Origin of the sequence: Brevibacterium sp. ZH18 (assembly GCF_022748595.1) — a bacterium.
GTDB lineage: Bacteria > Actinomycetota > Actinomycetes > Actinomycetales > Brevibacteriaceae > Brevibacterium.
The window spans coordinates 1-19,414 of the sequence record NZ_JALDSX010000030.1; the positions used below are offsets into that span (position 1 = coordinate 1).

Below are 19,414 nucleotides of genomic sequence, written 5' to 3' on the forward strand. Positions count from 1 at the left end.
GAGGTGCATATTCGCACCTCAGCCACACTGGGACCGTTGCAGATTGCGCTACCGAAACCGGCACTCTACTGACGCCGTCACCGCCCGATCAGGCGGCTCACTCAGGCCAGCAGCAGAGTCGGATCTTCGAGTCCGCGACCGACATCGGCGAGGAACTTCGAGATGATCTCGCCATCGACGACACGATGGTCAGCACTCACCGACAGCGTCGTGATGTCACGTGGAACGATCTCGTCACCGACGACCCAGGGCTTCTTCCGGATCTGCCCGAAGGCCAGGATCGCGGCCTCGCCGGGGTTGATGATCGGAGTTCCCGCGTCGACGCCGAAGACGCCGACGTTCGTGATCGTGATCGTGCCGCCCGACTGATCGGCAGGCGGGGTCTTACCCGAGCGAGCCAGCGCAGTCAGATCCTGAATGCCCTGAGCCAAGTCAGTCAGACCCATCGCGTGTGCACCCTTGATGTTCGGCACGATCAAGCCACGCGGGGTGGCGGCGGCGATGCCGAGGTTGACGTACTTCTTGACGACGATCTCTTCGCCTTCGAGGCACGAGTTGATGCGCGGGTTACGGGCAACAGCCCAGGCCACAGCCTTGGCCACGAGCAGCAGGGGAGAGACCTTGATGTCTTCGCCCAGGAACTTCGTGGACTTGAGCTTACGCACGAAGGTCATCGTCTCGGTCACGTCGACATCGAGGAACTCGGTGACGTGGGGCATCGTGAACGCGGATTCGACCATGGCCTTGGCCATCATCTTCGCCACGCCCTTGAACGGGATCCGCTCTTCGAGCTCGCCCGTGGAACCGACCCCCGCCGAGGCGGTTGCCGACACCGCCGCACCCGAGGGTGACGCTGTACCGACGGCCGGTTCGCCGGTGCCGTCGGCTGCCGCGCGGACATCATCGCGTGTGACCTCGCCGCGAGATCCGGTGGCAGCGACCGTGGCGAGGACGATGCCGAGGTCCTTGGCCAGCTTGCGCACTGGAGGCTTCGCCAGAGGCTTGCCCGCCGAGGCGGTGCTCGGTGAAGTGCTCGCGCCAGCCGCTGGCGTCGGTTCGACCGCCGGCGCAGGGGCCGCCTGAGCTGCTGGTGCTGCGGGTGCTGGTGCTACTGCTCCTGCGGGTGCCGGCACGCCGGCGCCCTTGCGCGGGCGACGTTTGGACGAGGCAGCCTTGGCGCCGTAACCGACGAGTGTGGCGCCGCCTTCGGCGTCGCTCTCGGAGTCGGCTGATCCCTGCGCGTCTCCGCCTGCAGCGGATGATTCAGAGGCTCCACCGGAAGCAGGCGACCCCAGAGGGTCGTCGCCGCCGAAGCGGATGATCGGTGTGCCCACCTCGACGGTCTGGCCGTCTTCGACGAGCAGTGCTTCGACGAGTCCGGCCTGCGGGCTTGGCAGTTCGACCAGCGATTTGGCGGTTTCGATCTCGACGAGGATCTGATTGACGGTGACGGTGTCGCCGGCGGCGACCTTCCATGACACGATGTCGGCCTCGGTCAGGCCTTCACCGACGTCAGGAAGAGGAAATTCGAATGACATGTCTCTCCTTGAGTCAGTAGGCCAGCGCCCGGTCGACACCGTCGAAGATGCGATCCAGGTCGGGCAGGTAGTGTTCTTCCATCCGCGAGCCGGGGTACGGCGTGTGATAGCCGCCGACTCGGATGACAGGCGCTTCGAGGTTGAAGAAGCAGCGCTCGGAGATGCGAGCCGCGATCTCCGAACCGAGCCCCAGGAACTTCGGCGCTTCGTGGGCGACGACGAGGCGTCCCGTCTTCTTCACGGACTTCTCGATCGTCGCGAAGTCGACGGGGCTGAAGCTGCGCAGGTCGATGAGCTCGACGCTCTTGCCCTCTTCGGCTGCTGCCGCAACGACGTCCTGTGCTGTTGGGACCAGTGGGCCGTAGGCAATCAGAGTGACATCGGTGCCTTCGCTGACCACGCGCGCGTCGTGCATGCCAAGTGGTCCGCGCTCAGACATGTCGACGTCGCCTCGCAGCCAGTAACGGCGCTTGGGTTCGAAGAACATGACCGGGTCATTGCTCTTGATGGCTTCCTGCATCATCCAGTACGCGTCGTGAGCGTTCGAGGGTGAGACCAGGCGCAGGCCGGCGTGATGAGCGAAGACCGTCTCCGGGCTCTCCGAGTGGTGTTCGGGAGAGCCGATTCCGCCGCCGTAGGGCACGCGGATGACGAGCGGCATGGGCTCTTTGCCCAAAGTCCGGTTGTAGAGTTTCGCCACCTGCGTCACGATCTGGTCGTAGGCAGGGAAGATGAACGCGTCGAACTGGATCTCGATGACCGGGCGATAGCCGCGGATGGCCATGCCGATCGACGTGCCCACGATGCCGGACTCGGCCAGCGGCGCATCGATGACCCGCTGCGGACCGAAGTCCTTCTGCAGACCCTCAGTGACGCGGAAGACGCCACCGAGCTTTCCGATGTCCTCACCAATGAGGACGACCTTCGGGTCGTCCTCCATGGCCTTGCGCATTCCGGCGGTGATCGCCTTTGACAGGGGAAGTTTCTCCATCAGGCCTCACCTGCATCGGCGAATGAGGCCTGGTATGCGAGGAATTCCGCACGTTCCTCATCGACGAGTGAGTGAGGTCCTGAGGTGACGTGGGCGAACATCTCGACCCCGTCAGGGTCCTGCATGGTCATGCAGTTGTGGCGGATGCGAGCTGCCAGGGTGTCGGCTTCGGCATCCACCTCGGCGAAGAATGCCTCTTCGGTGTCGGTGTGGTTGTCGAGGTAGGCCTTGAGGCGCGTGATCGGGTCCCGATCCTCCCAGATCTCCTCTTCCGCTCGGTCGCGGTACTTCGTCGGATCATCGGCTGTGGTGTGAGCGCCGCGGCGGTAGGTGAAGGCTTCGATGAGCATCGGGCCGTTGCCGGCACGCACCGAATCCAGGCTGGCCCTGGCCACGGCGTACATCGCGATGATGTCGTTGCCGTCGACGCGGAGGCCGGGAACGCCGAAGCCCTCGCCGCGCTTGCACAGGGGTGCCGCCGTCTGGACACTGGTCGGCTCGGAGATGGCCCACTGGTTGTTCTGGCAGAAGAACAGGACAGGAGCATGGAACGCTCCGGCGAAGGTCAGCGCCTCGGAGACGTCGCCCTGCGAGGTTGCTCCGTCGCCGAAACAGGCGATGGAGACGGTGTCGCGCTCGATGTCGCCGGTGCCGACGTCGCCGTCCATGGAAACACCCATGGCGTAGCCGGTCGCATGCAGTGCTTGCGAGCCGATGACGATCGTGTAGGTGTGGAAGCGGTGCTCCTGAGGGTCCCAGCCGCCGTGGTTCTGGCCGCGGAAGATGCTCAGCAGAGTTTCCGGTTCGACGCCGCGAGTGTAGGCGAGGCCGTGCTCACGATAGGTGGGAAAGACGAAGTCTTGGGGGCGGGCAGCTCGTCCCATGCCGATCTGAGCAGCTTCCTGACCAAACATCGGGGCCCAGAGGCCAAGCTGTCCCTGGCGCTGCAGTGCTGCGCCTTCAGCATCGATGCGGCGCACCAGGATCATGTCCCGGTAGAAGCCGCGCAGATCCTCATCGGTGAGTTCTGCCGCGAAGGCGTCATATTCACCGGATTCGACGCGATTGCCGTCTTCGGTGAGCATCTGGATCATCCGAGGTTCCGATGACTGACTGTGGGCAGTCCCGGTTCCCACTGAAATGTTGGAAGTCATTTCAGTTCTCCTTTGTTCAAGGTCCAAGCGCACCGGAGGTGACCAGTGGTGGACGGTGTCCTGAAGGCGGGTCCTCTGATGTGGTACTCGCCCTCGAGTGATGTGATTCACAGGTACTACCACGATACCGAATCCACCGACCGCATGCCACTCCAGAAGTGTGCGTCGAGCGCCAATTGTTTTGGTCCTGATCAGCCTAGGAGGTGGATTGCGCCCGTGTGGTTCACATCCAAAGGCCGAGGCACCCAGTTGTCGATCGTCGCAGAGTTGCTCCAACGTCCGACAAACGCATGTCCGAAGAGTTTCACCGGTGCTGATCCGCCGAGGCTGGGCCGGGATTCGCAGGCACAGCTCGCCGAGGCTGTCGCACCGGTGCCATCATTCATGTGCGTTTGCGTTTGCCCTGGTAGTCCCTCGTTTCCCTGATATCGCCGGAGAAAAATCCGGCGTTCTTCTGCGTGAACCGGCTCAACCCGGCATGGCCCGCCCCGACCATCAGTCCGAGCGAGGCGGCGTAAGCGGCCGAGGAGTGGGCGGCCCCAGCCGACGAGAACAGTTCGTCGAGTTCGGCATCGGTCTTGCCCTTCAGGTTCGGGGCGCTGCGCAGCTGGTCGGGGTCGTAGTCGACCGTGATCGTCGACCAGTGGTCTTGCGCCGGGTTCTCATTGCCGTCGAGATCAGGCACCAGATCCTGTTCGTGTTCGATCGAGAGAACGTCGATGCCCTCGTCGATGGGGAAGTCCGAGATCGGGGCTCCCACGGTGACCAGCGCCGTGACATTCACATCGGCCAGGAACGCGGGATCGGCGGCGAGCGACCCGGCTGTGATCCCGCCCTGCGAATATCCGACCAGCATCACCTCGGCGGCGGGGTCGATCTTCGCATCAGCGATGGCCTGCCGGACCATTTCCCGCATCACCGTGTCGTTGCCGGCCATCCCCTGTACGTTCGTCGTCAGGTCGGTCGTGTTCTCCCCGGGTTCAGGCGACCAATCGGTCGTCGCCGGCACGTAGACGATGTAGCGGGTGGTGCCGTCCGGGGACCTGATCTCTTCGATTCGCACCTGCCCGGAATCGACACCTCGGTGGCAGGCGGCCTCGCGGATGTAGAGGTCTTCGATGTCACGTGGCGCCTTGTCATGGACTGGAGTGATGCCCTTGGCCTTCCAGACTTCGACGTCCGACGGCAGGAGGAGACCGAACCTATTCGCACCGCCGAGGACCCACGCGGTCATCGACCCTGAGTCGTGAGGCCACAGCGCATGGTCGCCTTCCGCAGCCAGAACGGCCGGCGGCAGACCGATGAATCCGACGACGATCCCCGGCAGGACATGTTCGATGACGGCGCCGGTGACATCGGAGTGCTCGAACACGAGGGTCACAAACGCCTCTTTCGCCGCCGCCTTCGTCTGCGCCAAATCGATGCCGAAGTGTTTGGCCACAACATCGTCGAGCCCCGTGGCATCGAGGACTTTGGCGCCGAGGTAGATCGGCACCCCGACTGCAATGGCGAGGGGAATGATCACCGGCAGACTGATCGCGATCACACGACCGGTGACATATCCGAAGTAGTCCAGCAGCCCTCCGAAGGTCTCACTGATCCCCTGCTCTGCCAGCCGGTATGCGCTCGCAGCGGCCCTGATGCCGATCAGGGTGGTTTCGAACTCGATGAGCACGAGCGCCAACTGCTGGTGATAGAGCACGCGGCAGGCATCGAGATTGATCGCGGTGATCGGTGCTGGCACCTGGGTCAGCAGCGTTGCGAGATCGAAGTCCTCGAGCGCGCCCGCAGCGGTAAGTTCGTCGATTCTGCGACAGATGCGGTGGAGGTCATCGCCGCTGAGGTCGGCTCGATCGTCGATTCTCAGCTGCGGGCCGCCACGGGTGCTGGTCGCGATCATGCTCACTTTCCCGTCGCCGAGGTCTGCAGGTGGACCAGAGTGGCTGCAAGCAGTTTCCGTACGGTGTCTCCTCCTGCATCTTCTTCGGCCCCCACGGTGATTCCCGCGCTGCCCCTTTCCAGCGTCGGTCGATACCAGACGCCGTTTCGCCTGTGCAGGAACTCCAGCCCGGCAGAACCGCCAGTGGTCACATACGTCAAGGTGAGGACGCAGTCGTGCTCGACGAGGCGGGTCAGGTCGTCCGTGGCTCGGGCGAAATCCTGCGCCCGAATGCGCCGCAGCAGCTCGTAGCCGCCGAATTCGTCGAAGCCCTCACCGCGCAGCGCCAGAACGGCCAGGCAAGTGTCCTCGCACAGGCATACCTCGAGGTGCACGACTTCTGCTCCCGAGCTGATGACTACGGTCATTCGAGCCGCAGTGAGGTTGAGTTCGGCCGCGAACCCCGCCAGCCACGCGCTGAGGACGTCGAATCCTCGGCTCGGTCCGCCGTCGGGAAGCTCGGTGAGCATGACCGAGTCGTTGAGCGAGCCGCTCACCTTGGCCGAACTCGTTCCGGGCTCGCCACCCGAGTACTCCCCCGAAATCGTTCCGGACTCGCCACCCGAACATTTCCCCGAAGACTTCGCAGGCTCGCCAGCCGAGTGTGCCCCCGCGGGCGTCGAGGCCGAGCAGTCGTCGGAGACATCAGACACCGTAACACCTGCCCGTGGCATCAGCTCTCGCGGCCAGAGGCACCGCAGCCTTTGGGGAAGCCGCGCGATCCGATCGAGGTCGACGACGAACCACTGCTCCTTCTGACCGGTCGTGGGCGCATCGACATCCGGCACCTCCGTCATATCTGCAGTCGCCCGCCCACAGAGACGACCTGCAGATGCAGGTCGTAGGCTTCACCGAGGCTCTCGGCACGCTCAGCGAGAGACTCCACCGCTGCCGAACACCGAAGGAGGCGCTCGCCCAGCATCCTCCCCGCTGGCGAATCCCACCCCTGGATCCCCCGGCAGTCCTGTGCCAGACTGCGCAGCTCATTCGCCCGTCGGAACCACCCGTCCCGGCTCAGCGCCAGCTCATCGGTGATCATGCCTATCCTCCATTTCGACTCCCCAGTCGCTCTCCTCCCCGTCACGCTATGGCTGACTGTCCGAAGCCGGAAGACATGAGATCTCGCCTGTGGAAACCGTGCGACCGTCCACAGGTTTCCTACGTCGCAGACGAGGAGATGTCCACAGGCAGAGTGCCTCAAGTCGCCGACTCCTCGTCGCTCAAGGGCCCATCCGCTGGGCACTGCGGCCACCTGGTTCCGCCGCGACGCCGGACTCATGAGAAAATGAGGGCATGCCGACTGTTTCCCTTGCTGAAGTCTCGCCCGCCATCGCTCTCGGTCCGCTCGACGGCCGTTACCGCAAAGACACCGCTGACCTCGTCGATCACCTCTCCGAGGCGGCTCTCAACCGCAACCGGATCCACGTCGAGGTCGAATGGTTCATCCACTTGGCCCAGAACTCCGTGATCGAGGGCGTGCGCACCCTCACCGAGGATGAGGTCACCGGACTGCGAGACTTCGCACAGGGCTTCGACGAGAACACGATCGCCACCCTGGCCGCCCACGAAGCCGTGACGGTCCACGACGTCAAAGCCGTTGAGTACACAATCAAAGAAGCGCTAGTCGAGATCGGCGCCGAGGATCTCAGCGAGCTCGTCCATTTCTGCTGCACCTCGGAGGACATCAACAATCTGTCCTGGGCGCTCGGCATCAAGGGTGCCACTCTTCAGGTCTGGCTCCCCCGCGCCGAAGCGCTCATCGACTCCTTGGCCGCAACCGCCTCGGAGCTGGCTGAGGTTCCGATGCTCTCGCACACCCATGGTCAGCCGGCGACACCGACGACCATGGGCAAGGAGATCGCCGTGTTCGTCCACCGTCTGCGCCGACAGTTCGAGCGCATCGCCGGAAGCGAGTTCCTCGGAAAGATCAATGGCGCCACCGGCACGTACTCGGCTCATCTGGCCGCCGTTCCGGGCGCGGACTGGCCAACTCTGGCCAAGACCTTCGTCGAAGGCAGCCTCGGCCTGACCTTCAATCCGCTGACCACGCAGATCGAATCGCATGACTGGGATGCGGAGCTCTTCGCCGACATCGCCCGGTTCAACCGGATCGCGCACAACCTGGCGACGGACATGTGGACCTACATCTCGATGAACTACTTCAAGCAGATCCCCGTCGCCGGCGCGACCGGTTCCTCGACGATGCCGCACAAGGTCAATCCGATCCGCTTCGAAAACGCCGAGGCGAACCTCGAGCTCTCGTGCGCGCTCCTCGATTCTCTGGCCTCGACCCTGGTGACCTCGCGGATGCAGCGCGACCTCACGGACTCGACCTCGCAGCGCAACATCGGCGTCGCCTTCGGCCACTCCGTGCTGGCATTGAACAACCTGGTCAAGGGCATGGAGCGCCTGGCAATCAACGCCGACGCCCTGGCTGCCGATCTCGATTCCAACTGGGAGGTCCTCGGCGAAGCCATCCAATCGGTCATGCGCGCAGCTGGACTCCAGGGTGTGCCCGGAATGGAGAACCCGTACGAGAAGCTCAAAGAGCTCACGCGCGGAAAGCGCATCAACCAGGCTGACCTGCAGACTTTCGTCGCGGGACTAGGCCTGCCTGAAGCCGAGACCGAGCTGCTGACCGCACTGACTCCTGCTGCCTACATCGGCGTCGCCGCACAGCTGGCCGAGTCCGAAGTCGCCGACTGGAGGGCCCGCCCTCAGGGTTGAGACGCCCCGACAGGACCATTGTTACCGATTGGTAGCTTATGGCCTGATTCATCGCTATTCTGGTGACTATGACCAGTACCACGATGAGTTCCGTTCGCATTCCCGTTGCCGGTTCCACGTCCAGCACTGCTGAGCGCGCCCGGCCGGGCCAGGGCGAGATCGTCGGCACCGTGCTGATGCCCCCGAACGCTCCGATCGGGTTGCTCATCATCCATCCCGCTACGGCCACACCGGCTCGGTTCTATACGAACTTCGCCGACTACGCAGTCGAACGCGGCCTGGCCGTGCTCACCTACGATGTGCGAGGCGTCGCCGCTTCGGGTCCGGCACGCGAGCGCTCGCAGCTGCGGATGCGCGATTGGATGCTCCAGGACGCGAACGCCGTCTCGGCTTGGGCCGCGAACGAATTTCCTCGGCTGCCGAAGGTCGCACTCGGGCACAGCCTCGGCGGGCATGCCCTGCTGTTGGGAAACGCCGCCGAGGATCTGCACGCAATCGTCACCGTGGGCACGTCACGAGCAGCGCTGCGCGACATCAACCCTCTCAGCGAACGACTGCGAGTCGGTCTCATCCTCAGGATGCTCGGCCCCCTGATCAGTCCGCTCGTCGGCTACGCACCCGGCAGACGCCTCGGCCTCGGCGAGGACATCCCCACTGCCGCCATGCTCGAATGGGGCCGGTGGGTGCGCATGTCCGAGTACTTCTTCGACGATCCGAGCCTGGGAGCATCTGCTCGGATGGCGCGCTTGCGCACCCCCGTGCTCGCGATCGGGACCAGCGACGACAATTGGGCCTCACCGGAGCAGATCGACGCTCTCGTCGACCATGTCCGCCTCGCCGTGGTGGAACGACGCACCTTCACTCCGCAGGAGCTCGAGGTCTCCCGCATCGGCCACCACGGACTGCTGAGACGCTCGGTCGCCGGAGGCGCTTGGCCCGAGATCGTCTCCTGGCTTCTGCAGCGACTCCCCCGGAACTGACCTCGCGCCGAAACTGAATGCCTCGCGCCGGGCCTGAGCGCCTCGCGCCGAAGCCTAAAAGCGCCTCGCGCCGACGCCTGCCGCCTCAGGCAGGAACCAGCTCGGGGTCCTTGTCCACCTCGGCGAGGGGCCTGCCGGCCATATTGCGTGCGAGGAACAGCGTTGGGATGCCGGCCACGACGACGATGACCGTGGCGTAGATCGCCGGGGCCAGCGTCAGCCCGGTCGAACTCATCAGCGCGGTTGCGATGAGAGGTGAGAGCCCGCCGAAGAGGACCGTGGCCACGTTGTAGCCGATCGCCATTCCGGAGAATCGGCTGGTGCCGGTGAACTGCTCGGGCACCATCGCTGCGGCCACGGCGCTCCATCCTGCTGCCGGGACGGCGAGGAACGCAACGCCGAATACGGCGATGCCGGTGGACCCGTCCGCGAGCAGCGCATAGGCCGGGATGGTGGTGAGGATGAAGACGGCCATGAGCACAGCCAACGTCTTCTTCCGCCCGAAGCGGTCAGAGGCGATGCCGAACAGCGGCGTGATGACGATCGCGACGACGGCCGCGATCGTACCCAACGCCAACGATCCGGAGTTCTTCACGTGGGCGACCTCTTCGATGTAGGTCGGCACGTAGGTGATGTTGAGGAAGTAGCTGACCGAGCCGATCGAGGAGATGAGGAACGCGACGAGGATCGCGCGCGGCTGCTGGATGAAGGCGATGATCAGCGGCGAACGGGAGTGCTTGACTGCGGGCTTCTTCTTCTCTGCGGCCTGCAGGCGCTTGAAGGTGTCGGTCTCCTCCATCATCTTCCGCAGCGGAACCATGATCGCCGCCAGTATCGCGCCAAGGATGAACAAGGCTCGCCATCCCCACGAACTCATCGCGTCGGGGGTCAGCAGGTTGGCCAGGAGGGCTCCTGAGCCCACTGCGAGCAGAGCGCCGACCTCGCTGTTGGCCGCGGCCCAGCTGGCAGCGAGTCCGCGTCTCTTGCTGCCGGCCGACTCCATGAGGAAGACCATGATGCCTGTGTACTCGGCACCGACCGAGAAGCCCGAGAGGCAGCGGAAGAAGACCATCCCGACCCCAGCCCAGATGCCGATCATGTCGTAGGTCGGCATGATCGCGATGCCCAGCATGGCGACGGCCATGAGCACAGCCGAGACGACCAGAGCGGACTTGCGTCCCACCCGGTCACCGAGGTGGCCGAAGACCATCGCGCCCAACGGCCGGAACAGGAATCCGGCTGCTCCGACGCCCAAGGTGAGCAGGAGCGAATCGGCGCGATCGCCGAAGAACTCCTTGGTCAGGATCGTTGCGACGTAGAAGTAGATCGAGAAGTCGTACCACTCGACGATGGTCCCGAAGGCCGCGACCAGCATGGAGCGTCTGCGTCCTCTTTCCCGTTGCGGACTGTTGCCCATTGCGGGATCCGACTGGGCCTGCGATTCGAATTCTGACATCGGCGGTTCCATCTCTGCGAGAAATGCTGCGGCTGTTCCGGACTGCTGCGCCGGCGTGCGCCGACCGTCCGGATTCTACTCCTGACCAGCCTACGACTTTCCATCCCTGACGGTCAGTGCCTGTTGGTCGGTTTTCCGTCTGCGCTGGTCGGGCTCACCCGAGGCCGAACAGCGAATCCGTGAATCGGTTGCCGAACATCGCTGCTGGGTCCAGTTGCCGCCGCAGCTCACGGAAGTCATCGAACCGGGGGTAGAGGTCGCTCAGCTCGGCCGCACCCAAGGTATGGATCTTGCCCCAGTGCGGCCTGCCTCCGTGACGACGGCAGATCTGCTCGACGACGCGGAAGTACTCGGCGTAGTCCTCCTTCACGAACCTGTGCACGGCGATGTACATCGTCTCTCGTCCGTAGGCCGTCGACAGTGGAACATCATCGTGCGCTGCCGATCGAACCTCGAGCGGGAAGGAAATGCTCCACCCTCTCGACTCGATTGCGTCTCGGATCTCCCGGATCGCCTCGGCGCCGGATTCGAAGGGAAGCGCATACTCCATCTCGTTGAAGCGCACCCGCCGAGGCGTCACGAAGACATCGTGGCCCGGTGCCCGGTACGTCCGGTCCGAGACCGCGGATTGGGCGATCCGATTGATGTGCGGGACCAGCCGTGGCACTGCGGCACCGAGCTCGACGGCGAGCCGCAGGGCCCCGTTCTCCACGACCTCCTTGTCGAAGACGTTGAGCAGCTGGTTGCGCACTCCCGCCTCGGCGAGATGGCCGGGGCCGGCCTCCCCCGGGGCCACACGGGTGTTCGTCTTGGTCAGGGCGGTGCCGGTGTGGGGGAACCAGTAGAACTCGAAGTGATCGGCCGCGCGCATCCGCGGCTCGAGGTCGGTCAGGAGCTCGTCGAAGTCCACCACAATTTCCTCGGCGATGAGGTCGAAGCTCGGCACGCATTGCAGTTCGATCTCGGTGACGACGCCGAGCACGCCGAGGCTGACCCGGGCGAGGTCGAAGACCTCTGGCTCTGAGGTCGCGGACAGTTCCCGTTCGCGGCCGTCGGGGCCCATGATGCTGAGCCCGGTGACGGTTCCGGCGAATCCGGTGAAGCCCAGGCCTGTCCCGTGGGTGCTCGTCGAGATCGCCCCGGCGAGCGCCTGCGGGTTGACGTCGCCCTGATTGGCCAGGGCCAGTCCGTACGGGGCGAGCAGGGAGGGGATGTCGCGCAGTCGGGTGCCTGCGTGGAAGCGCACCCGCCCGGTCGCCTCGTCGGCGGAGATGAGTCCGCTCAGACGGTCGAGATTGATCATCATGTCGTCACCTGCGGCGACTGGGGTGAACGAGTGTCCGGCTCCGACGACGCGGACCCGCTGCCCATCGTTGGCAGCGGTCTGGACGATGCCGCTCAGTTCCGGCACCGAGGTGGGTCTGGCGAAGGTGTGCGGGTGCGCGTGGACGTGCCCCGACCAGTTCCGAAAGTCTTGCCTGCCGCTGGCCCTCGCCCGTCCGTTCAGTCTGTTCCCTCTCACAGCACCCATCCCTCACCGCGATAGGTCGACCAGGTGTCGATGATCTCCCCGCCGGAGACGACGAGGAAATCGTTGAAGTGCTCGGCGAGTTCGCCGGCCTTCGCATGCCGGAACCAGACCAGATCGCCGAGGCGCAGGTCCTCGGCGCCAGGCCCGGTCAGCGGAGTCTGGACCTCGCCAGCTCCTTCGAGCCCCGAGTAGTCGAGCCCTTCGGGCCAGGCGATCGTCGGCACGCGGTCCGTCCCCGGCACACCGGAGGCGATGAAGCCGCCCTTGAACACGGTCACCCAGCCGGGGCCGGAACGGCGTACGACAGGGATGACGAAGTATGCGGCAGGATTGTGCTGGAAATGCGTGTAGCCGTCGAAGAGTCCCGGCGAGAAGAGGCCCGATCCTGCGGCGAGCTCGGTCAGCACACCGTCTCCGGCACTGGATTCGAAGGAGCCTGTCCCACCGCCGTTGACGAACTCGAGATCGGTGAGATCCCGAACTGCTGCGACGATACGAGCGCGACGGCCCGCCAGTTCCCTGATCGACTGCTTCTGCATCACCCTGACGGCAACCTGCCGGGCCGAGCGTCCCGCGTCGGCGGTGCCGGCGATCTGGCCCTCGTAGAACATGAGCCCGACGAGGTCGAACCCATCGCGGGCCATGACATGGCGCGCCATCGTGGTCGCATCCTCGACATCGCGCAGCGGCGAGCGCCGCGATCCGATGTGGAACCGGTCGCCCAGGACCCGCTCGCCGAAGCGGTACGACGCATCGACATCGAGACAGATCCGGATTCTGCCGGCAGCTCCCCGAGCAGCCCCGTCGGTGAGGGAGGATTTCGCAGCCTCGAGGATGTCGAGATGGGCGGTGGAGTCGATCATCAGGGTGATGTTCGCGGTGGCCCCCGGCTCAGCGAACAGGAGCCTGAGACCGGCCCGATCGACGCTGGGATAGCCGATGAGGATGTCACGCACGCCGCGGGCGTGCAGGGCCAGCGCCTCGGGCACGGAGTAGGCGAGGACACCGGAGTAGCCCGGATGTGCCAGTGCCCGTTCGATCGCGGCAGGGGTGCGCAGCGACTTCGTCGCGAGGCGGATCGGCAGACCCTTCGCACGCCGGGTCAGAGCAAGAAGATTGGCATCGAACGCGTCCAGATCGAGCACGGCCCGAGGCGCAGCGACCTCGCTGAGCGCGTGACGCAGTTCACGTGAAACCATGAAGATACTGTAGCGTAAGTTGGCGGTTCCCGAAGCCGACCACCATCCGATCACCGACGACACGGAGGCATGATGAACACGGCCGTCACCAACGCCACCGCTCCTACCGAGCGGGAAGCCCACCTCACTGATCGCCTCCGTGAATTCCTCGACACGGATCCCTACTCCGAAGCGTCGGGAAGCGGCGAGATCGTCCACAGTCCCGACCCACTCACGGGCCATGAGGCACCTCGGTTCAGGACCAACACGCCTGCTGATGTCGACGAAGCGTATGCCACGGCCCGCATCGCCGCCTCGGCGTGGGCCGCCCGGTCTCCCGAGCATCGTTCCCGCGTACTTCTGCGGCTGCATTCGGCGCTGCAGCGGCATGAAGATCTGCTGCTCGACATCATTCAGCATGAGACTGGCAAGGCCCGCATCCATGCGTATGACGAAATCCTCGACACCTACAATGTCTGCCGTCACTACGGTGTCACGACCCCATCGCGCCTGCGCCCGAAGCGACGCCGGGGAGCAGTCCCAGGCCTGACCCACACCGAGGTCACTCACACTCCTTTGGGCGTCATCGGCTTCATCACGCCGTGGAACTACCCCCTCACCTTGGGAGCCACCGACTTGTTCGCAGCTTTGGTTGCCGGCAACGCCGTTGTCCACAAGCCCGACAGTCAGACGACGCTGACGGCGATCATCATGCGTCGGCTCGCCATCGCTTGCGGCCTGCCCGCCGAGGTGTGGCAGCTCGTGCCCGGCCCCAGCAGAGACATCGGTCCCGCCATCATCGCGGGAGCCGACGGAATCTCCTTCACCGGATCCACAGAATCCGGGCGCTCGATTGCCGCCGATACCGCTCGCCGTCTGCTTCCGACGGCCCTGGAACTGGGCGGGAAGAATCCGATGCTCGTCCTCTCCGATGCGGACCTCGCTGCAGCCGTGGACGGAGCCGTTCGCGGGTGCTTCTCCTCGGCCGGACAGCTGTGCCTGTCCATCGAACGCATCTACGTCCACGAGGACCTGTATCCCGAGTTCTGTGCCCATTTCGCCGAGGCGACCCGGAACATCGAGTTGAGCGCCGACTTCTCCTACGGCCCAGGGATGGGTTCCCTGGCCGGACCCAAGCAGCTTGCCCGGGTCAGCGAGGCCGTCGAGCAGGCCCGCGCCAGCGGAGCTCAGGTCATCGCCGGTGGCCGCCCGGTGCCGGAGCTGGGCCCGTACTTCTATCTGCCGACCGTGCTCACCGATGTCGATGAGACTGCCGAGCTGTTCGCCGAAGAGACGTTCGGCCCGGTCGTGGCCGTGTATCCGGTGGCCAGCGATGCCGAAGCGATCGAGTCCGCCAATGCCAGCGATTACGGTCTCAACGCCAGCGTCTACTCCCGCTCCCGGGGGCTCGAGACGGCCCGTCAGGTCGAGGCCGGAATGGTCAATGTCAACGAGGCCTTCGTGGCCGCTTGGGGATCGATCGACGCCCCCGCGGGCGGAGTCAAGGCCTCAGGGCTGGGCCACCGACACGGCGTCGAGGGCCTCTACCAGTTCATGCACACGCACACCATCGCGCAGCAGCATCTGGTGCCGATCGCTCCGGTCGGCGGCCTGACTCAGAGTGGCTTCGCGAAGGGGCTGACCGCGGCGTTCCGCGCGATGAAATCTCTGCGCATGAAGTGACCGGCCAAAGCCGGGCCGCGCCATGCACGGCGAGGTCCCGCTCACCACCCAGCTGGGGCTCACTTTGAGGGCTCAGCTGGGTGGGGTTCGCTCAGCTGGGTCGGCGTGAAACTCAGCTGAGCGGGTGTGAAGCTCAGCTGAGGGCTTCGAAGAATTCCTTCGCCACGGGCACAGCCGCCTCGGCGCCGAATCCCCCGTCTTCGACGAGCACAGCGACCGCGACGTCGCCCTGATAGCCGGCGAACCAGGAGTGCGTGCGCGGTGGAGTCTCGCCGCCGTATTCCGCGGTGCCGGTCTTCCCATGCACCGGTTTTCCGGGGATGTCCTTGAGCGCGCTGGCGGTCCCGTCGGTCACGGCACGACGCATGAGCTTCTGCATCGCTTTCGCACTGTCGGCGTCGACGGTTCCCGCAGACGTGTCGGCTCCATCTGAGCTGCCGGCCCCCTCAGAATTGCCACGGTCGCCGGCGTTGCCGAGCACGAGGCGCGGGGTCACAGTCGCCGCCTCGTCCACGGAGGCAGCCATCGTCGCCACTGCCAACGGACTCGCCACCACCTTGCCCTGACCGATCATCTGAGCCGCGTGGACCACCGAGTCATCGTCGTCGGGCACACTCGCCATCTTCGCTCCGATGCCGAGGTCGGTCCCGTCCATCCCGAGACTCGAGGCGGCAGCCGCCACGTCCGCGGCCGATACCTTCTCCGCGGCGTTGACGAACGCGGTGTTGCAAGACTCGGCGAAGTCGTCCGCGAATGAGACGTCTCCCAGAACGTGGTCCTCGGCGTTCTTGAAGCTCTTTCCATCGATCGTCGTCGTCTTCGGACAGGCAAGCGTCGTCTTCGCGCTCACCCCTTGTTCGAGCAGCGCCAGGCCGGAAGCGACCTTGAACACCGACCCGGGGGCGTACTGTCCGGTCAGCGCACGATCCCAACCCGACCCCTCAGGATCGTGATTGGCCACGGCGAGGATGTGGCCGTCGCTGGGGCGGATGGCCACGATCGCAGTGGGCTTGCTGCCTTTCGCGGCGGCTCTGTCCGCGGCGTCCTGGGTACTCACGTTCAGAGCGGTTTCGATGTCCTCTCCGTCGACTCGTTCGAAGGTGTTCAGGCTCGTGAGCTTCTCGTGTCCCTTCTCGCCTCCTTTCGCGAAGATCTCCTCACTGCCTTCTCCGCTCAGCTCCGTGTCGAAGGTCTTCTGCAGCCCGGACTTGCCGATGATCGCGCCCGCGATGATCGCACCGTCTGACTTCTCGATGTCTTCGGCACTGGCCGGACCGGCCGAACCCAAAGTCGCCTGCGCGAAGTCCTTCGAGCGGGTCAGCGACTGGGTCGCTTCGGTGAAGAGGACTCCGGGCAGATCATGGATCGTCTTCTTCACCTTCGTGTAGTCGTCCTCGCGGAGGGTGACGACGGGGACAAGCTCGTCCCCGTTCGCAGCATCGACTTTCCTCTCGATGTCCCCGGCGTCCAGGTCGAGGGAGTCGATGGTCGAATTGAGTGCCTTGGTCAGAGTGGTCAGAGTCGAGGGTTCGAGCCGCGCCGGATGAACTCCGATCCTGATGACCGTGCCCTCCTCCATGAGGGTCTTTCCGTCTTCGCCGAGGATTGCCCCGCGATGACCGGGATTCGCTCGGAGTTCGAATCTGCCGCCCGCACCGAGGCCCGGGTGGATCGCCTTCTCGGTGAGGTTCGCCCACCAGAACAGTCCGTTCTTCCGCAACGGAAGTTCGGTGGTGTACTCCCAGGCTTCGTCGTTGAGGTTCGCCCAGGTCCAAGCGAGCGTCGCGATCTTCTCATCCCCGCGCTTCGCGATCTTCTCGACCGTGACCGAGCGCAGTACGATGCGGGTGCCGAATGACTTCGTGACTCGGTCGAAGAGGCTCTGCGCGAGGTCACCGTCATGCCAGACGTCGGAACTCACCTTCCCCTCCGACAGGTCGGAGGCAGCCTTCTCCGCCACTGTTGACGCCTGTGTCGGCAATCTCAGGAACGCGAAGGCACCCGCCGTGATGACGAGCACGAGGACGAGGGCGATCGCCAACCAGACCGATGACTTCTTCGACATGAGTCCATCTTCGGCCCAGTTCGGCGGGAAGTCCACCTGCCAGACATGTGAGCGTACAGGCCGAGGGGCTGCCGGGCGGGGAATGGTTCAGGCGTCCTCGGTGACGACGGTGTATTCGAGTACCGGTCGCCCGGCGGCGCCATAACGGGGACGGCGGTCGAGCATGCCGGCGTCGGCCATGGCCTCCAGATAGCGGCGCGCGGTGACTCGGGAGACACCGAGACCTTCGGCGACCTCGGCGGCGGACTGCCCTGGATTCTCACCGAGCACGTTCTTGACCTCTGCCCGCACGGCATCCGGCACGCCCTTGGCGGTGGCCGTGACGGTATGGGTGCGCAGAGCCGCAATCGCGGTGTCGACGTCGGTCTGGGTGATCTCGCCCTCGGAGCTGTCGCCGCCGAGGCTGGTGCGGAAGGACGAATACGCTTCGAGCTTCGATTTGAAGACGGGGAACGTGAACGGCTTGATGATGTACTGAGCGACGCCGTAGGACAGCGCCTCCTGCACGATCTGCATGTCGCGCGCGGCAGTGACGGCGATGATGTCGACGTCGACGCGGTGCCCGCGGATGGCACGGCAGACCTGGAGGCCGTGACCGTCGGGGAGGTTCATATCGAGGAGGACGAGATCGATGTCATCGGGATCGAGGCCGTAGATCTTGCCTGTCAGCGCAGCCATCGCCTGAGTGGCGTTCTTGGCCACTCCAGCGGTGTGATATCCGTCGAGGCGTTCGATGTACTTCGCGTGAGCACGAGCCGCAACGGCCTCGTCCTCAACCACGAGCACACCGATGCTCGACTCATGCGTACGGGTATCTGACATATTGTCAGTCTAACCGCCGCCATGACGGGGATCCCGGGGTTCTTGTTCCAGGCCCGGAACATCTCTGGCACAGCCTCAGGCGCGCTCGAAGACCGCGGCGATGCCCTGGCCGCCGCCGATGCACATGGTCTCGAGGCCGTAGCGAGCACCGCGACGATCCATCTCACGCAGCAGGGTGGCCAGGATGCGTCCGCCGGTCGCACCCACCGGGTGGCCGAGCGAGATGCCGGAGCCGTTGACATTGAGACGGTCGAAGTCGCCCTTGCCGAAGCCCCATTCGCGAGTCACGGACAGCGCCTGCGCGGCAAATGCCTCGTTGAGCTCGATAAGATCCATGTCGGCCAAGGTCAGTCCGGCTTTCTCGAGCGCCTTGGCGGTCGCCGGGACGGGGCCGATGCCCATGGTCTTCGGCGGCACGCCGGCAACAGCCCAGCTGACGAGGCGACCGAGCGGCTTGAGGCCCTGCGCCTCTGCAGCGGCGCGGGTCGTGATGATGCTTGCCGCTGCACCATCGTTCTGGCCCGAAGCGTTTCCGGCGGTGACCGTCGCCTGGTCATCGCCCTTGCCGAGGATGGCCTTGAGCTTCGCGAGCTTCTCGAGGCTCGTATCCGGGCGGATGTGCTCATCGGCAGTGATCTGGCGTTCGGCGACCTTGCGCGTCGCGGGGATGGTCACCGGCACGATTTCATCGGCGAAGCGGCCGTCCTCAGCTGCCGCCGCCGCACGCTGGTGGGAGGTGAAGGCAAGTTCGTCCTGCTCCTCGCGGCTGATCGAGTACTCACGGCGGAGGTTCTCAGCGGTCTCGAGCATGCCGCCGGCGACGGGGTAGTTCTTGCCGCCCGGCGTCGTCCGGCCTCGGCCCAGCGAGTCGGTGAATTCGGCGTTGCCTCCGCGGACTCCCCAGCGGATCGTGTCGTTGTAGAAGGGCGCATGGGACATCGATTCGACACCGCCGGCAATGACGAAGTCACCGTTGCCGGAGCCGACGACCATGGCGGCGTCGATGACAGCCTGCAGGCCGGAGCCGCAGCGGCGGTCGACCTGCTTGCCGGGCACGGTCACGGGAAGTCCCGCGTCGAGTGCGGTGACACGGCCGATGCACGGCGCCTCGGCGGTGGCGTAGCTGTGGCCCAGGATCACATCGGCGACAAGCTCGGGATTGAGCCCGGTGCGACTCATGAGCTCACGCACGACTGTGGCCGAGAGCTCCTGTGCGGGGATGTCGCGGAACTGGCCCCCGAACCCTCCGATCGCGGTGCGCAGCGGTTCGCATACGACGATGTCCTGATCCATGTTTCCTCCACTCGACGGCGATCGATCAACACTGGCGACCGGTCGCATGTCCATGTT

15 protein-coding genes are annotated in these 19,414 nt (G+C 65.1%); 3 read left to right on the forward strand and 12 right to left on the reverse strand.

Annotated elements, in window-relative coordinates; all coding sequences use genetic code 11:
* Positions 1-101: 101 nt before the first annotated feature.
* The 6 genes from MPN20_RS11445 to MPN20_RS11470 form a co-directional block, all read right to left on the reverse strand.
* On the reverse strand, positions 102-1,538 hold the full coding sequence (locus MPN20_RS11445; RefSeq protein WP_242782275.1) for a dihydrolipoamide acetyltransferase family protein: 1,437 nt from the start codon (positions 1,536-1,538) through the stop codon (positions 102-104).
* 13 nt (positions 1,539-1,551) lie between these two features.
* Positions 1,552-2,529, reverse strand: coding sequence for an alpha-ketoacid dehydrogenase subunit beta (locus MPN20_RS11450; protein WP_242782277.1), 978 nt, complete (start codon positions 2,527-2,529; stop codon positions 1,552-1,554).
* Positions 2,529-3,683 (reverse strand): pyruvate dehydrogenase (acetyl-transferring) E1 component subunit alpha, encoded by a 1,155-nt coding sequence (gene pdhA / locus MPN20_RS11455; RefSeq protein WP_242782285.1) that lies wholly within the window; start codon positions 3,681-3,683, stop codon positions 2,529-2,531. Before pdhA ends, MPN20_RS11450 begins: the two co-directional genes overlap by 1 nt.
* A 382-nt stretch (positions 3,684-4,065) precedes the next feature.
* On the reverse strand, positions 4,066-5,583 hold the full coding sequence (locus MPN20_RS11460) for a hypothetical protein (RefSeq protein ID WP_242782286.1): 1,518 nt from the start codon (positions 5,581-5,583) through the stop codon (positions 4,066-4,068).
* Between the two features lie 2 nt (positions 5,584-5,585).
* Positions 5,586-6,419, reverse strand: a complete 834-nt coding sequence (locus tag MPN20_RS11465; protein WP_242782287.1) for a hypothetical protein — start codon at positions 6,417-6,419, stop codon at positions 5,586-5,588.
* Positions 6,416-6,661 (reverse strand): hypothetical protein, encoded by a 246-nt coding sequence (locus MPN20_RS11470; RefSeq protein WP_242782288.1) that lies wholly within the window; start codon positions 6,659-6,661, stop codon positions 6,416-6,418. Before MPN20_RS11470 ends, MPN20_RS11465 begins: the two co-directional genes overlap by 4 nt.
* Positions 6,662-6,915: 254 nt before the next feature.
* On the opposite strand from MPN20_RS11470, the gene purB reads away from it, so the two are divergent.
* Complete coding sequence (purB, locus tag MPN20_RS11475) at positions 6,916-8,349, forward strand: adenylosuccinate lyase (protein WP_242782289.1); 1,434 nt, start codon at positions 6,916-6,918, stop codon at positions 8,347-8,349.
* A 68-nt stretch (positions 8,350-8,417) separates the two neighbouring features.
* Entirely contained in the window at positions 8,418-9,329 is a 912-nt protein-coding gene (locus MPN20_RS11480) for an alpha/beta fold hydrolase (RefSeq protein ID WP_242782290.1), read from the forward strand.
* 85 nt (positions 9,330-9,414) lie between these two features.
* Here the strand turns inward: MPN20_RS11480 and MPN20_RS11485 are convergent, their stop codons facing one another.
* The 3 genes from MPN20_RS11485 to MPN20_RS11495 form a co-directional block, all read right to left on the reverse strand.
* A complete protein-coding gene (locus tag MPN20_RS11485) occupies positions 9,415-10,785 on the reverse strand; it encodes an MFS transporter (RefSeq protein WP_242782291.1) in 1,371 nt (456 codons plus the stop codon).
* A 154-nt stretch (positions 10,786-10,939) separates the two neighbouring features.
* Positions 10,940-12,316 (reverse strand): D-arabinono-1,4-lactone oxidase, encoded by a 1,377-nt coding sequence (locus tag MPN20_RS11490; protein WP_278189860.1) that lies wholly within the window; start codon positions 12,314-12,316, stop codon positions 10,940-10,942.
* The gene (locus MPN20_RS11495) at positions 12,304-13,515 is read right to left on the reverse strand and encodes an amino acid deaminase/aldolase (protein ID WP_242782295.1); all 1,212 of its coding nucleotides are present in this window, start codon (positions 13,513-13,515) and stop codon (positions 12,304-12,306) included. The genes MPN20_RS11490 and MPN20_RS11495 overlap by 13 nt, the downstream gene beginning before the upstream one ends.
* Positions 13,516-13,584: 69 nt before the next feature.
* Between MPN20_RS11495 and MPN20_RS11500 the strand changes: the two genes are divergently transcribed.
* Entirely contained in the window at positions 13,585-15,177 is a 1,593-nt protein-coding gene (locus MPN20_RS11500; protein WP_242782297.1) for a succinic semialdehyde dehydrogenase, read from the forward strand.
* 133 nt (positions 15,178-15,310) lie between these two features.
* On the opposite strand, the gene MPN20_RS11505 is transcribed toward MPN20_RS11500, so the two are convergent.
* The 3 genes from MPN20_RS11505 to MPN20_RS11515 form a co-directional block, all read right to left on the reverse strand.
* On the reverse strand, positions 15,311-17,242 hold the full coding sequence (locus MPN20_RS11505; protein WP_242782299.1) for a penicillin-binding transpeptidase domain-containing protein: 1,932 nt from the start codon (positions 17,240-17,242) through the stop codon (positions 15,311-15,313).
* An 87-nt stretch (positions 17,243-17,329) separates the two neighbouring features.
* A complete protein-coding gene (locus tag MPN20_RS11510; protein WP_242782301.1) occupies positions 17,330-18,064 on the reverse strand; it encodes a response regulator in 735 nt (244 codons plus the stop codon).
* Positions 18,065-18,139: 75 nt separating this feature from the next.
* Positions 18,140-19,357, reverse strand: coding sequence for an acetyl-CoA C-acetyltransferase (locus tag MPN20_RS11515; RefSeq protein WP_242782303.1), 1,218 nt, complete (start codon positions 19,355-19,357; stop codon positions 18,140-18,142).
* Positions 19,358-19,414 lie beyond the last annotated feature (57 nt).

Excerpts from the sequence above, each read along its gene's own strand:
- MPN20_RS11445 (WP_242782275.1), bottom strand. The coding sequence starts at position 1,538 with ATGTCATTCGAATTTCCTCTTCCTGACGTCGGTGAAGGCCTGACCGAG.
- MPN20_RS11450 (WP_242782277.1), bottom strand. The coding sequence starts at position 2,529 with ATGGAGAAACTTCCCCTGTCAAAGGCGATCACCGCCGGAATGCGCAAG.
- pdhA (WP_242782285.1), bottom strand. The coding sequence starts at position 3,683 with ATGACTTCCAACATTTCAGTGGGAACCGGGACTGCCCACAGTCAGTCA.
- MPN20_RS11460 (WP_242782286.1), bottom strand. The coding sequence starts at position 5,583 with ATGATCGCGACCAGCACCCGTGGCGGCCCGCAGCTGAGAATCGACGAT.
- MPN20_RS11465 (WP_242782287.1), bottom strand. The coding sequence starts at position 6,419 with ATGACGGAGGTGCCGGATGTCGATGCGCCCACGACCGGTCAGAAGGAG.
- MPN20_RS11470 (WP_242782288.1), bottom strand. The coding sequence starts at position 6,661 with ATGATCACCGATGAGCTGGCGCTGAGCCGGGACGGGTGGTTCCGACGG.
- purB (WP_242782289.1), top strand. The coding sequence starts at position 6,916 with ATGCCGACTGTTTCCCTTGCTGAAGTCTCGCCCGCCATCGCTCTCGGT.
- MPN20_RS11480 (WP_242782290.1), top strand. The coding sequence starts at position 8,418 with ATGACCAGTACCACGATGAGTTCCGTTCGCATTCCCGTTGCCGGTTCC.
- MPN20_RS11485 (WP_242782291.1), bottom strand. The coding sequence starts at position 10,785 with ATGTCAGAATTCGAATCGCAGGCCCAGTCGGATCCCGCAATGGGCAAC.
- MPN20_RS11490 (WP_278189860.1), bottom strand. The coding sequence starts at position 12,316 with ATGGGTGCTGTGAGAGGGAACAGACTGAACGGACGGGCGAGGGCCAGC.
- MPN20_RS11495 (WP_242782295.1), bottom strand. The coding sequence starts at position 13,515 with ATGGTTTCACGTGAACTGCGTCACGCGCTCAGCGAGGTCGCTGCGCCT.
- MPN20_RS11500 (WP_242782297.1), top strand. The coding sequence starts at position 13,585 with ATGATGAACACGGCCGTCACCAACGCCACCGCTCCTACCGAGCGGGAA.
- MPN20_RS11505 (WP_242782299.1), bottom strand. The coding sequence starts at position 17,242 with ATGTCGAAGAAGTCATCGGTCTGGTTGGCGATCGCCCTCGTCCTCGTG.
- MPN20_RS11510 (WP_242782301.1), bottom strand. The coding sequence starts at position 18,064 with ATGTCAGATACCCGTACGCATGAGTCGAGCATCGGTGTGCTCGTGGTT.
- MPN20_RS11515 (WP_242782303.1), bottom strand. The coding sequence starts at position 19,357 with ATGGATCAGGACATCGTCGTATGCGAACCGCTGCGCACCGCGATCGGA.